Origin of the sequence: Ramlibacter rhizophilus (genome assembly GCF_004681965.1) — a bacterium.
Taxonomy (GTDB): Bacteria; Pseudomonadota; Gammaproteobacteria; order Burkholderiales; family Burkholderiaceae_C; genus Ramlibacter; species Ramlibacter rhizophilus.
The window spans coordinates 72,706-85,531 of record NZ_SMLL01000001.1; the positions used below are offsets into that span (position 1 = coordinate 72,706).

Annotated in this window: 11 protein-coding genes and 1 tRNA gene; 10 read left to right on the top strand and 2 right to left on the bottom strand. The window is 67.7% G+C overall.

What is annotated here, in order from left to right; translation table 11 throughout:
- Positions 1-77: 77 nt before the first annotated feature.
- Positions 78-1,013, bottom strand: coding sequence for a DMT family transporter (locus tag EZ242_RS00325; protein ID WP_135283937.1), 936 nt, complete (start codon positions 1,011-1,013; stop codon positions 78-80).
- Between the two features lie 297 nt (positions 1,014-1,310).
- Between EZ242_RS00325 and aceA the strand changes: the two genes are divergently transcribed.
- The 10 genes from aceA (at position 1,311) to EZ242_RS00375 (ending at position 10,883) form a co-directional block, all read left to right on the top strand.
- A complete protein-coding gene (gene aceA, locus EZ242_RS00330; protein ID WP_135283126.1) occupies positions 1,311-2,636 on the top strand; it encodes an isocitrate lyase in 1,326 nt (441 codons plus the stop codon).
- A gap of 239 nt (positions 2,637-2,875) precedes the next feature.
- Positions 2,876-4,783, top strand: coding sequence for a threonine--tRNA ligase (thrS, locus tag EZ242_RS00335; RefSeq protein WP_135283127.1), 1,908 nt, complete (start codon positions 2,876-2,878; stop codon positions 4,781-4,783).
- A gap of 18 nt (positions 4,784-4,801) precedes the next feature.
- Positions 4,802-5,398 carry a translation initiation factor IF-3 gene (gene infC / locus EZ242_RS00340; RefSeq protein ID WP_135283128.1) on the top strand — a complete coding sequence of 199 codons (597 nt, stop codon included), beginning with the start codon at positions 4,802-4,804 and terminating at the stop codon, positions 5,396-5,398.
- Positions 5,399-5,585: 187 nt separating this feature from the next.
- A complete protein-coding gene (gene rpmI / locus EZ242_RS00345) occupies positions 5,586-5,789 on the top strand; it encodes a 50S ribosomal protein L35 (RefSeq protein ID WP_013901101.1) in 204 nt (67 codons plus the stop codon).
- 28 nt (positions 5,790-5,817) lie between these two features.
- Positions 5,818-6,177, top strand: coding sequence for a 50S ribosomal protein L20 (gene rplT, locus EZ242_RS00350; protein WP_135283129.1), 360 nt, complete (start codon positions 5,818-5,820; stop codon positions 6,175-6,177).
- Between the two features lie 90 nt (positions 6,178-6,267).
- Positions 6,268-7,314, top strand: coding sequence for a phenylalanine--tRNA ligase subunit alpha (gene pheS, locus EZ242_RS00355; protein WP_135283130.1), 1,047 nt, complete (start codon positions 6,268-6,270; stop codon positions 7,312-7,314).
- A gap of 43 nt (positions 7,315-7,357) precedes the next feature.
- Complete coding sequence (gene pheT, locus EZ242_RS00360) at positions 7,358-9,778, top strand: phenylalanine--tRNA ligase subunit beta (RefSeq protein WP_135283131.1); 2,421 nt, start codon at positions 7,358-7,360, stop codon at positions 9,776-9,778.
- Positions 9,779-9,826: 48 nt separating this feature from the next.
- Positions 9,827-10,156 carry an integration host factor subunit alpha gene (locus tag EZ242_RS00365; RefSeq protein WP_135283938.1) on the top strand — a complete coding sequence of 110 codons (330 nt, stop codon included), beginning with the start codon at positions 9,827-9,829 and terminating at the stop codon, positions 10,154-10,156.
- 124 nt (positions 10,157-10,280) lie between these two features.
- The gene (locus EZ242_RS00370) at positions 10,281-10,751 is read left to right on the top strand and encodes a MerR family transcriptional regulator (protein WP_135283132.1); all 471 of its coding nucleotides are present in this window, start codon (positions 10,281-10,283) and stop codon (positions 10,749-10,751) included.
- Between the two features lie 55 nt (positions 10,752-10,806).
- A tRNA-Pro gene (locus tag EZ242_RS00375) sits at positions 10,807-10,883 on the top strand.
- 88 nt (positions 10,884-10,971) lie between these two features.
- Here the strand turns inward: EZ242_RS00375 and EZ242_RS00380 are convergent.
- Positions 10,972-12,624, bottom strand: coding sequence for a cation:proton antiporter (locus EZ242_RS00380; RefSeq protein WP_135283133.1), 1,653 nt, complete (start codon positions 12,622-12,624; stop codon positions 10,972-10,974).
- Positions 12,625-12,826 lie beyond the last annotated feature (202 nt).

The window sequence follows — 12,826 nt, forward strand, 5'->3', positions numbered from 1 at the left end:
CTAAAGGGAAAGAAATGCGTTTCCAAGGGAAGAAAGGCATTTTTCATTGGGAGATGTCGCTTTTTCTCCAGCGGCGATCAGCCATGTTCCCCTCGGCGTGCCGCGGCGCTGCGTTCGGCAGGCCCCAGTGTCGCCAGCAGGACCCCTGCGAGCCCGAGCCCGAGGGCGGCCAGTTGCACCACGCCCCAGGGCTCCGAGAGGGCGAGCACCCCCACGGCCGCTGCCGACAGCGGCAGCATCACGGTGAACACGCCGGCCCGGGCGGCGGGCACCTGGCGCAGTCCCGTCATCCACAGCCACACGGACCACACGCTCGCCGCGAGCGCATAGAACACGAGCAGGGCCCAGAGGGAGGGCGGCACGGCCGTGAAGTCGAAGCTGCGCGCCGCGACCACGCCGAAGGGCGTGACCAGCGCGAAGCCCCAGAGGTTGATCACTGCGGTGATGCGACGCGGTCCCACGCGCTGGGTCAGCGCCTTGCCGATCACCGCATAGGCCGCCTCGCACAGCACGGCGCCGAAGACGAGCAGGTTGCCGAGCCAGGCGCGCTGGCGGTCCGCATCCGGCGCAGTGTCGTCGGGCGACAGGGCAAGCACCGCGACGGCGGCCACCGCGCAGCCGATGGCCGCCAGAGTGCGGGAGCCGATGCGCTCGCCCAGGAACACGCGGCTCATCACGGCCACCGCCGCGGGGATGGCGGCCATGATCACGCCCGCCGAGACGGCGCTGGTCATGCTGACCCCCCACAGCATGCAAACGGTGAAGAGGAAGTTGCCGAGGAAGGACTCCAGGAACAGCAGCCCGTGGGTGCGTCGGTCCAGGTGCGGCTCCTCGGCGGGCTTGCGCAGCCAGTGGACCATGGCCGCGCCCCCGATCCCGAAGCGAAGCCAGGCGAGCAGCATCACCGGGAACACCGCGACCAGCGGCTTGGACAGGGCCACGTAGCTGCCGACCAGCGCCATGCTGGAGGCGAGGCAGGCGTAGGCGGCAAGGCGTGGTGCGTGGCTGGACATCGTCGGGCGGGCGGGGCGGCGCATCATGCATGAGGCCAGGCCATCCCTCCGGTTTCCCATGGTGCGGGCGGCGTTTCATCATCCGGGAAGCGAGCCTTGTGCGGTGCCGCAAATTTTCTCAATATGAGAATTTGCATGTCGCATTGAGAAACGAAGTGCGCAAGTATTTGATAAACAACAAAAAAAATCTGGACATATAAAAGACATAAGAGGTCCTCCAAGTCTTGTAGAAGACCTAAAGTAGCTCCCAGGAAAACACCTCGTTCCTCATTCGACTTCGCAACCAAGGAGCTTCACATGACCGACTGGACCCGCCTCTCCCGACAGCAGCAGATCGACCAACTCGAGAAGGACTGGGCCGAGAACCCTCGCTGGAAGGGCATCAAGCGTGGCTACACCGCCGCCGAGGTGGTGCGCCTGCGCGGCTCGCTGCAGGTGGAGCACACCCTGGCCCGTCGCGGTGCGGACAAGCTCTGGAACCTGCTGCAGACCGAACCCTTCATCAATTCGCTCGGCGCGCTCAGCGGCAACCAGGCCATGCAGCAGGTCAAGGCCGGCCTCAAGGCCATCTACCTGTCGGGCTGGCAGGTCGCGGCCGACGCCAACAGCAATGGCGAGATGTACCCCGACCAGTCGCTCTACTCGGTGGATTCGGTGCCCAACGTGGTGCGCAAGATCAACGCCACCTTCACCCGTGCCGACCAGATCCAGTGGAGCGAAGGCAAGGGCCCGGGCGACGAAGGCTTCGTGGACTACTTCGCGCCCATCGTCGCCGACGCGGAAGCCGGCTTCGGCGGCGTGCTCAACGCCTTCGAGCTGATGAAGGCGATGATCGACGCCGGCGCTGCCGGCGTGCACTTCGAGGACCAGCTCGCCGCGGCCAAGAAGTGCGGCCACATGGGTGGCAAGGTGCTGGTGCCCACGCGCGAAGCGGTGTCCAAGCTGGTGGCCGCGCGCCTCGCCGCCGACGTGATGGGCACGCCCACGGTGCTGCTCGCGCGCACCGACGCCGAGGCCGCCAACCTGGTCACCACGGACGTGGACGAGCACGACCGGCCCTTCCTCACCGGCGAGCGCACCGTCGAGGGCTTCTACCGCAGCACCAACGGCCTGGAGCAGGCCATCAGCCGGGGCCTGGCCTACGCCGAGTACGCCGACCTGATCTGGTGCGAGACCGGCACGCCCGACCTGGCTTTCGCCAAGGCCTTCGCCGATGCCATCCATGCCAAGTTCCCGGGCAAGCTGCTGGCCTACAACTGCTCGCCGTCCTTCAACTGGAAGAAGAACCTGGACGACGCGACCATCGCGCGCTTCCAGAAGGAGCTGGGCGCCATGGGCTACCGCTTCCAGTTCATCACGCTGGCGGGCTTCCACAGCCTGAACTACTCCATGTTCAACCTGGCCTATGGCTATGCGCGCCAGAACATGAGTGCCTTCGTCGAGCTGCAGCAGGCCGAGTTCGCCGCCGCTGACAAGGGCTTCACGGCGGTCAAGCACCAGCGCGAGGTGGGCACCGGCTACTTCGACGCGGTGACCACGACCATCGAGGCGCAGGCGTCCACGGCAGCCCTCAAGGGCTCCACCGAGGACGAGCAGTTCTTCGAGCAGCGCAAGGCCGCCTAGCCCGCAGAGCGGCGCGGCGCGGCAGGCCGGTAGAATCCGGCCTTCCGCGCCGCTTCGGCGCACGCAGCAAGAGCGAGAAAGGCACCCTGGTTATGACACCGCGAACTACCCCGCAGGAGAGCACCGTCGCCTGACGGTCGGGTCGTCGCGTCCAGTCATCCTCGCCCCGCCAGGGCGCATCGGAAAGCGCGGCCACCGGACCGCGCTTTTTTCTTGTCCCTCGCTCACCGATCCCACCCATGATCCACATCACGCTTCCCGACGGTTCAGAAAGAGAGTTTCCCGGCCCGGTGACGGTCGCCGAGGTGGCCGCGTCCATCGGCTCGGGCCTGGCCAAGGCTGCCCTGGCCGGCAAGCTCGACGGCAAGGTGGTCGACACGGCCCACCGCATCGACCATGACGCGAGCCTTGCCATCGTCACGGCCAAGGACCCCGAAGGCCTGGAGGTGATCCGCCATTCCACGGCGCACCTGCTGGCCTATGCGGTCAAGGAGCTCTTCCCCGAGGCGCAGGTCACCATCGGCCCGGTCATCGAGAACGGCTTCTATTACGACTTCGCCTACAAGCGTCCCTTCACGCCCGAGGACCTGGCCGCGATCGAGAAGCGGATGGCCGAGCTTGCCGCCAAGGACGAGCCGGTCACGCGCCGGGTGCTGCCGCGCGACGAGGCAGTCGAGCATTTCAAGGCCATGGGCGAGGCCTACAAGGCCGAGATCATCGGCAGCATCCCCGCGGGCGAGGACGTCTCGCTGTACCGCGAGGGCGGCTTCGAGGACCTGTGCCGCGGCCCCCACGTGCCCAGTACGGGCAAGCTCAGGCACTTCAAGCTCATGAAGGTGGCCGGCGCCTACTGGCGCGGCGACCACCGCAACGAGATGCTGCAGCGGGTGTATGGCACGGCCTGGGCCAGCAAGGAGGACCTGCAGGGCTACCTGCGCATGCTGGAGGAAGCCGAGAAGCGCGACCACCGGCGCCTGGGCCGTGAGCTGGACCTGTTCCACATCGACGACCACGCGCCGGGCGTGGTGTTCTGGCACCCCAAGGGCTGGCGCATCTGGCAGGAGGTGGAGCAGTACATGCGCCGCGTGTACCGGGACAACGGCTACCTGGAGGTGAAGGGTCCGCAGCTGCTGGACAAGACGCTCTGGGAGAAGACCGGCCACTGGGACAAGTACCGCGAGAACATGTTCGTCACGGAGTCGGAAAAGCGCGACTACGCGCTCAAGCCGATGAACTGCCCCGGGCACATCCTGATCTACAAGCAGGGCGTCAAGAGCTACCGCGACCTGCCGCTGCGCTATGGCGAATTCGGCCAGTGCCACCGCAACGAGCCCACGGGCGGCCTGCACGGCATCATGCGGGTGCGCGGCTTCACGCAGGACGACGGCCACATCTTCTGCACCGAGGACCAGATCCTGGCCGAGTGCAAGGCCTTCACCAGTCTGCTGCAGAAGGTCTACAAGGACTTCGGCTTCACCGAGATCATCTACAAGGTCGCCACGCGCCCGGCGGCGCGGATCGGCTCGGACGAGAGCTGGGACCGCGCCGAAGAGGCGCTGATGGAAAGCCTGCGCGCCTCGGACTGCGCGTTCGAGATAGCGCCCGGCGACGGCGCCTTCTATGGCCCCAAGGTCGAGTACACGCTCAAGGACGCCATCGGCCGGCAGTGGCAGTGCGGCACGGTGCAGGTGGACTTCTCCATGCCCGAGCGGCTGGACGCCGAGTACGTCGGCGAGGACGGCGCCCGCCACCGGCCGGTCATGCTGCACCGGGCGATCGTGGGCAGCATGGAACGATTCATCGGCATCCTGATCGAGCAGCATGCCGGGGCGCTTCCGGCCTGGCTGGCGCCGGTGCAGGTGGCCGTGCTCAACATCACGGATTCCCAGGCCGACTATGCCCGGCAAGTTGCCGAAACACTGCAAAATCAAGGGCTTAGGGTCGAGCTTGATCTTCGCAACGAGAAGATCACGTATAAAATACGGGAGCATTCGCTGCAGAAGCTGCCCTACATCCTCGTCGTGGGCGACAAGGAAAAGGCCTCTGGCTCTGCATCCGTACGCGCCCGGGGCAACCAGGACCTTGGTGTGATGCCCGTCGAAGCCTTCGTGCAGCGCATCTCCCAGGACATTGCCAGCAAGATTTGATTTTCAAAGGAAGCCACCATCGCTACTGATTTCCGCGACCGTCGCCACCGCGAGGAACGCAAGCACCGCCTGAACCGAGAGATCATGGCCCCGGAGGTCCGACTCTCCGGTCCCGAGAACGAACCCCTTGGCATCGTGAGCCTGCAGGAAGCCCTGCGCATGGCCGGTGAGCTGGACGTCGATCTGGTCGAGATCGCCGCCACGGCCAATCCGCCCGTGTGCCGGCTCATGGACTACGGCAAGTTCAAGTACCAGGAGCAGAAGAAGGCGGCTGAGGCGAAGGCCAAGCAGACGGTCATCGAGATCAAGGAAGTCAAGTTCCGCCCCGGCACCGATGATGGCGACTACAACATCAAGATGCGCAACATCCGGCGCTTCCTGGCCGAAGGCGACAAGTGCAAGATCACGCTGCGCTTCCGTGGCCGCGAGATCACGCACCAGGAAATCGGTATCGCGCTCCTGAACCGCATTCGCGACGAACTGGGCGACACCATCCTTGTCGAGCAGTTTCCCAAGCTCGAGGGCCGGCAGATGATCATGATGATCGCGCCGAGCCGCAAGAAGCCTCAGCCGGCGGCCAAGCCGGCTGCCGAGACCCAGAACGCCTCGGCCTGACGCGCACCGCGCGTCGGACACAGTTCAGTCACCGGCGGGTCGGTCACCCGCCGGAGACCTGAAAGGGCCACTTCGGTGGCCCGATGAAGGGGCCGCCTCGTGCGGCCCATTAAAAGTGGCTCGGGGCCAGCAAGTCCGCGGAAGGTTCGCGGCGCCTCACGAGCACAAACTAAGAAGGAGCATTCACATGCCCAAAATGAAGACCAAGAGCGGCGCGAAGAAGCGTTTCCGCGTGCGTCCCGGTGGTACCGTCAAGCGGGGTCAGGCGTTCAAGCGCCACATCCTGACCAAGAAGACCACCAAGAACAAGCGCCACCTGCGTGGTGCCGTCGCCGTGCACGAGACCAACATGGGTCACATGGCGCAGATGCTCCCGTTCGCGGGCCTCTGATTCTTTAAAGACACACAAGGAGTCACACATGCCTCGCGTCAAACGTGGCGTCACCGCCCGCGCTCGTCACAAGAAAGTCCTCGCCCTTGCCAAGGGCTTCCGCGGCCGCCGCGGCAACGTCTTCCGCATCGCCAAAGAAGCGGTGATGAAGGCGGGGCAATATGCCTACCGCGACCGCCGCACCAAGAAGCGCGTGTTCCGCCAGTTGTGGATTGCGCGTATCAACGCCGCCGCGCGTGAACTGGGCCTGACCTACAGCCAGTTCGCCAACGGCATCCGCAAGGCCGGCATCGAGATCGACCGCAAGGTCCTGGCCGATATCGCCGTGCACGACAAGGCGGCTTTCGCCGGCATCGTGGAGCAAGTCAAGGCCAAGCTGGCGGCTTGAGTTCACGTCGCGCCGCGGCTCGTGCTGCGGCGCCGGTGCAACCAACTGGAGCAGGGCTAGGGCTTGACGGCGCTAGCCCTGTTTTTTTCTATGAACAGCGAACTCGACACCCTCGTCGGCAGCGCGCGCGAAGCCTTCGCCGCGGCCGCCACGCCTGCGCAGCTGGAAGACGCCAAGGCGCGCTTCATCGGCAAGGCCGGCCGCATCACCGAACTGATGAAAGGCCTGGGCGCGCTCGCACCCGAGGACAAGAAGCTGCGGGGCGCCGCCATCAACCAGGCCAAGCAGGCCATCGAGGAGGCGCTCAATGCCCGCCGCAAGGCCCTGGCCGACGCCGAGCTGGAAGCCCAGCTGCGCGCCGAGGCGCTGGACGTCACGCTGCCCGGTCGGCGCCGTGAGCCCGGCGGGCTGCATCCGGTAAGCCTCACCCTGGAGCGGATCGAGCAGATCTTCGCCAGCATGGGTTTCGACGTGGCCGACGGCCCGGAGATCGAGACCGACTGGCACAGCTTCACCTCGCTGAACAACCCGCCCAACCACCCGGCGCGGTCCATGCAGGACACGTTCTATGTGGACATCGACGGCGAGGACGGCATCCCCTACAACCTGCGTCCGCACACCAGTCCCATGCAGGTGCGCTACGCCCAGGCCCACGTCAAGAAGCACGCCGGCCGCGCCGAGCTGCCCGAAATCCGTGTCATCGCCCCCGGCCGCACCTACCGCGTGGACAGCGACGCCACCCACTCGCCCATGTTCCACCAGTGCGAGGGGCTCTGGCTCGGCGAGAACGTGAGCTTCAAGGACCTCAAGGTCGTCTTCACCGACTTCTGCCGCACCTTCTTCGAGACGGACGACCTGGCGCTGCGCTTCCGCCCGAGCTTCTTCCCCTTCACCGAGCCGAGCGCGGAAATCGACATCCAGTTCCAGAGCGGCCCGCTCGCCGGCCGCTGGCTCGAAGTCGCCGGCTCCGGCCAGGTGCATCCGGCCGTGGTGCGCAACATGGGCCTGGATCCCGAACGCACCATCGGCTTTGCCTTCGGCATGGGACCGGACCGCCTGACCATGCTGCGCTATGGCGTGAACGACCTGCGCCTTTTCTTCGAAGGCGACATCCGCTTCCTGCGCCAGTTCCGCTGACAGCCCGAGCACCCGCCGAGTCCCACAGAACAAGATCCCCGAGATGCAATTCCCCGAGTCCTGGTTGCGCGAGTTCTGCAACCCGCCGCTGACGACCCAGCAGATCGCCGACACGCTCACCATGGGCGGCCTCGAAGTCGAGGAGCTGCGCCCGGTGGCGCCGCCGTTCTCGAAGGTGGTGGTCGGCCACATCCTGGAGGCGGTGCAGCACCCCAATGCCGACCGCCTGCGCGTGTGCCGGGTGGACGTGGGGCAGGGCGAGGCGCTGAGCATCGTCTGCGGTGCGCCGAACGCGCGCCCCGGCATCCGCGTTCCCTGTGCGCTGGTCGGTGCCGCGCTGCCGCCCGGCGAGGACGGCAAGCCCTTCCAGATCAAGCTGGGCAAGCTGCGGGGGGTGGAGAGCCAGGGCATGCTCTGCTCGGCGCGCGAGCTCCAGCTGAGCGAGGACCACGGCGGACTCTTGGAGCTGCCGGAGGACACGGCCGTCGGCGCCGACGTCCGCGACGTACTGCGCCTCGATGACACGCTCTTCACCCTCAAGCTCACGCCCAACCTCGCGCATGCCCTGAGCGTGCATGGCGTGGCCCGCGAGCTCGCGGCCCTCACCGGCGCGCCGCTGCGCACGCCCGAGTTCCACCCGATGGCGCCGGCGCACGACGCGAAGCTGCCCGTCACGGTGAGCGCGCCCGACCTGTGCGGCCGCTTCAGCGGACGCATCGTGCGCAGCATCGACACCCGTGCCCGCACGCCGCAATGGATGGTAGACCGGCTGGCGCGCTGCGGCCAGCGCAGCGTCTCGGCCCTGGTGGACATCTCCAACTACGTGATGTTCGAGTTCGGCCGCCCCTCCCATATCTTCGACCTGGACAAGCTCCATGGCCGCATGGAGGTGCGCTGGGGCCGCAAGGGCGAGCAGCTCAAGCTCCTGAACGGCAGCACCGTGGAGGTGGACGAGACCGTCGGAGTCATCGCCGACGAGGTGCAGGTGGAGTCGCTGGCCGGCATCATGGGCGGCGACGCGACCGCGGTCTCCGACGACACCCGTAACGTCTACGTGGAGGCCGCTTTCTGGCACCCGCAGGCCATCCAGGGGCGCTCGCGCCGCTACAACTTCGCCACCGACGCCGGCCACCGCTTCGAGCGCGGCGTCGATCCCAGCCAGACGGTGGCGCACATCGAGCACATCACGCGCCTGATCGTCGAGATCTGCGGCGGCGAGCCCGGGCCCATCGACGACCATGTCGTGGCGGTGCCCGAGCGCCAGCCCGTGCGCCTGCGCGCCTCGCGCGCGGCGCGCGTGATCGGCATGCCGCTCACGCCCGCGCAGTGCAGCGACGCGCTGGCGCGCCTGGGCCTGCAGCCGCAGCTCGAAGGCGACGTGATCACCGTCGTGCCGCCGCCGCACCGCTTCGACCTCGCCATCGAGGAAGACCTGATCGAGGAGGTGGTGCGCATCGTCGGCTACGAGCAGCTGCCCACCACGCCGCCGCTCGCGCCGGTCATCGCGCGGCCCGCCTCCGAGTCCCGTCGCAGCCGCTTCGCCCTGCGCCGGCTGCTCGCGGCCCTGGGCTGGCAGGAGACGATCAACTTCAGCTTCGTCGAGGAACGCTGGGAGCACGAGCTCGCCGGCAATCCCTCGCCGATCCGCTTGCTCAATCCCATCGCCAGCCCCATGGGCGTGATGCGCTCGACCCTGCTCGGGTCACTGCTGCAGGTGCTGCGCCACAACCTCGACCGCAAGGCCGAGCGCGTGCGGGTGTTCGAGATCGGGCGCGTGTTCCTGCGCGACGACAGCATCACCACCAGCGACACCAGCGTGCGCGGCGTGCACCAGCCCATGCGCGTCGCCGGCCTGGCCTGCGGCACGCCGGATGGCCTGCAGTGGGGCCGGCGCGGCCAGGGCGCCGTCGATTTCTTCGACGTGAAGGGCGACCTCGAGTCCCTGCTGTCGCCGCGCGAGGCGCGCTTCGAAGCCGCCACCCATCCGGCCCTGCACCCGGGCCGCTGCGCGCGCGTGCTGCTGGACGGAACGCCGATCGGCTTCGTGGGCGAGCTGCACCCGCGCTGGCGCCAGTCCTGGGAGCTGCCGGCCGCGCCGGTGCTGTTCGAGCTGGACCTGGACGCGGTGCTGGCACGCCGGCTCGCGAGCTTCGTTCCCGTGCCGCGCGTGCAGCCGGCCGAGCGGGACCTGGCCGTCATCGTGGCCGACACCGTCTCGCATGACGAGCTCCTGCGCGTGGTGCGCGCCGCCGACACGGGCGGGCTGCTGCAGGGCGCGCAACTCTTCGACGTGTACAAGCCGCAGCAGCCCACCGGCGGCCTCGCCGCGGGAGAAAAGAGCCTGGCCATCCGCCTCACGCTCGGCGACGCGCAGGCCACGCTCACCGACGAACAGATCGAGGCCGCGGTACGCGCCGTCGTGGAGGCCATCGGCCGTCAACTGCAGGGGCGGCTTCGCGCCTGACCGATGGCCCACAGCATGAACGCGAACGACGAGCCGGTGCACGAGCCCATGGAGTTCACCGTCGATGGCCTGGAGACGCCTGCGCTCACGAAGGCCCAGCTGGCCGAACTGCTGTTCGAGCAGATCGGCCTGAACAAGCGCGAATCCAAGGACATGATCGACGCCTTCTTCGACCTCATCGCGGCCAGCCTGGTCGAGGGTCGGGACGTGAAGATCAGCGGCTTTGGCAACTTCCAGATCCGCACCAAGGCACCCCGGCCCGGCCGAAACCCGCGCACGGGCGAGGAGATCCCGATCGAAGCCCGCCGCGTGGTCACCTTCCACGCGAGCCACAAGCTCAAGGAAATGCTCCAGCGCGAGCCGGACAGCCTGGAGTAGTCGCGCAAATCGCACGGCCCGCCCGGTCCGCGAACGGCAAGGCGCACGCGCCGCACCCATCGCTTGGCTGCGGCAGCCTGGCTGGAGTAACCTCGCAGGTTCGTCTCCTATCTGGCTGTTCTCCATGGAGAAACTCCTTTCGCAGATTCCCGCCAAGCGCTACTTCACCATCGGCGAAGTCAGCGAGCTGTGTGGCGTGAAGCCGCACGTGCTGCGGTACTGGGAACAGGAATTCACGCAGCTGCGCCCCATGAAGCGGCGCGGCAACCGGCGCTACTACCAGCACCACGAGGTGCTCATGATCCGCCGCATCCGCGACCTGCTGTACGACCAGGGCTTCACCATCAGCGGCGCCCGCAACCGGCTGCAGGAGATCGCGCAAGGCGAGCGCGGCCGCCGTCCGGGGACGGACGCCGGCATCGACATGCCCCCCGAGCCGCGAGCCGATGCGGGAATCGCCGAGCCGATGGACTCTGGCTTCGGCGCCGACTTCGAGGATTCCCTGCCGCCCGAGGACGCCGACGCCCTGGCGCTGCAGCTCACGCAGCTGCGCCAGGAGCTGTTCGAAATCCGCGAGCTTCTGTCGCCGGGCTAAAAGCTTTCCACCTTCCCGGATTGGCCCAAAAGGCCGGCTATAATCGCGGGCTTGTCGGCGTGTAGCGCAGCCTGGTAGCGCACTTGCATGGGGTGCAAGGGGTCGCGAGTTCGAATCCCGCCACGCCGACCATTTCTTCGAAGGGCCAGCGCTCACCGAGCGCTGGCCCTTTTCTTTTTCGCGACCCACCTCGCGGCAGCGAGGGCGCCCCGGTGGCGCCTTACCTTCCCGCGCCCAGCTGCTCCCGCAGGTACTGCGCCGCATGGTCCGCCGCGTCGTCGAAGGGGTTGAGGATGCGGTCGATGCGCGTGCGCGCGAGGTGCTCGTGGTGCTGCGCATCGCGGGCGGCCGCGGCCAGGCGTCCGCTGTAGCCGGCGGCCTCCAGCGCCTTGAGCAGGATGTGGGTGGAGGGCCAGTCCGGCAGCGCGATGGCCACCCATTGGGCCTGGGCGAGCGGCAGGGTCTGCACGAACTCCATGTCCTCGGCGTCGCCGTAGCGCACGGGAAGCTGCTGCGCCTGCAGGCCGCGCACCACGTCCGGGTCGAAGTCCACGCCCAGCACCCGAACGCCGGCGCCCTGCATCTGGCGCAGCAGGCGGCTGCCGTAGCGCCCCTGGCCGAACACCAGGACTTGCGGCGCGAGCAGCGACTCCGACGGTCCCCGCTCGCCGTCCTGCTCTCGGTAAGGGTGCCTGCGCTCGAACACGCCCAGCCAGGGCGCAAGGCGCGCATAGAGCGGCTGCGAGTACAGGATCATGTAGGTCGAGACCGTGATGGTCACCAGGCCCACCAGCGTGGTGATCCCCAGGGCCGCGTCGCCGATGTGGCCCAGCGAGATGCCCATGGCCACGAAGACGATGGAGAACTCGCTGATCTGCGCCACGGTCAGGCCGGCGAGGAAGCCGGTGCGCCGCCGGTAGCCCATGAAGCCCATGATCGCCATCACGATCAGCGGGTTGCCGATCAGGACGAAGGCCGAGAGCACCAGCGAGGGCAGCAGCTGCGCCCCCAGCAGCGACAGGTCCAGCCTCGCGCCCAGGTCCAGGAAGAAGAACAGCAGCAGGAAGTCGCGGATGCCGCTCAGGCGCGCCGCCATGGCCTCGCGGTAGGGCGTGGAGGCGAGTGAGAAGCCCGCCAGGAAGGCGCCGGCCTCGCGGCTGAAGCCGGCCCATTCACCCAGCGCGGCCAGGCCCACGCCCCAGGCAATGGCAAAGAGCAGCAGCAGCTCGGGTGACTTCGCCATCACCGCCACCAACCGCGGCAGCAGCCACTTCATCGCCACGAACAGCAGCACGGCCGCGAGCACCAGCCGCCAGCTGAGCGAGAACAGCACCGCGCCCAGGCCCACTGCATCCTCGGCCGGTCCGCGCATCGTGCTCATGGCCATCATCGCGATCACCACGGCCAGGTCCTGCACGATGAGGAAGCCCACCGCGATGCGTCCGTGCAGGCTGTCCAGCTCGTGTTTGTCCGAGAGCAGCTTGACGATGATGATGGTGCTGGAAAACGTGAGCGCCACCGCGATGTAGAGCGCATCTATCGGCCCCTGGCCCAGGGCCAGCACCAGGCCGAAGCCCACCGCGATCGTGAAGGCCAGCTGGCCCAGGCCCGTCGCCAGGGCCACGGGGCCGATGTGGCGGACATGCTCCAGGTCGAGCTTGAGGCCGACGGCGAAGAGCAGCACCGCCACCCCCACCTGCGCCAGCAGCTCCACCTCCTCGTGGGCCGTGACGAGGTCCAGACCCGCGGGCCCGACGGCGATGCCCACCAGGATGTAGGCGATCAGGACCGGCTGTCGCAGCCGCGTGAGCAGGGCGGCGGTGCAGGCGCTGACCAGCAGCAGGGCCGCGATCTGCGCGAAGGCGTGGTTCATCCGCAGGGCGTGGTTGAGGCCGCCGTCCTACCGCGGCTTGGCTGCCGCGGCTTGCGCCCGGGTGGAAAGTTCCGACAAAACGGCACGGGCCGCAGCGTCATAAGCATGGCTGTCCGGCAGCGGCATGCGCTGCGGACGAACCCGGGACGTGGAGGGAGAGACCGACCGTTCGTTCTCCAGGTTCCCGATCGCCAACAAAGGA

Excerpts from the sequence above, each read along its gene's own strand:
- EZ242_RS00325 (WP_135283937.1), bottom strand. The coding sequence starts at position 1,013 with ATGTCCAGCCACGCACCACGCCTTGCCGCCTACGCCTGCCTCGCCTCC.
- aceA (WP_135283126.1), top strand. The coding sequence starts at position 1,311 with ATGACCGACTGGACCCGCCTCTCCCGACAGCAGCAGATCGACCAACTC.
- thrS (WP_135283127.1), top strand. The coding sequence starts at position 2,876 with ATGATCCACATCACGCTTCCCGACGGTTCAGAAAGAGAGTTTCCCGGC.
- rpmI (WP_013901101.1), top strand. The coding sequence starts at position 5,586 with ATGCCCAAAATGAAGACCAAGAGCGGCGCGAAGAAGCGTTTCCGCGTG.
- rplT (WP_135283129.1), top strand. The coding sequence starts at position 5,818 with ATGCCTCGCGTCAAACGTGGCGTCACCGCCCGCGCTCGTCACAAGAAA.
- pheS (WP_135283130.1), top strand. The coding sequence starts at position 6,268 with ATGAACAGCGAACTCGACACCCTCGTCGGCAGCGCGCGCGAAGCCTTC.
- pheT (WP_135283131.1), top strand. The coding sequence starts at position 7,358 with ATGCAATTCCCCGAGTCCTGGTTGCGCGAGTTCTGCAACCCGCCGCTG.
- EZ242_RS00365 (WP_135283938.1), top strand. The coding sequence starts at position 9,827 with ATGGAGTTCACCGTCGATGGCCTGGAGACGCCTGCGCTCACGAAGGCC.
- EZ242_RS00370 (WP_135283132.1), top strand. The coding sequence starts at position 10,281 with ATGGAGAAACTCCTTTCGCAGATTCCCGCCAAGCGCTACTTCACCATC.
- EZ242_RS00380 (WP_135283133.1), bottom strand. The coding sequence starts at position 12,624 with ATGAACCACGCCTTCGCGCAGATCGCGGCCCTGCTGCTGGTCAGCGCC.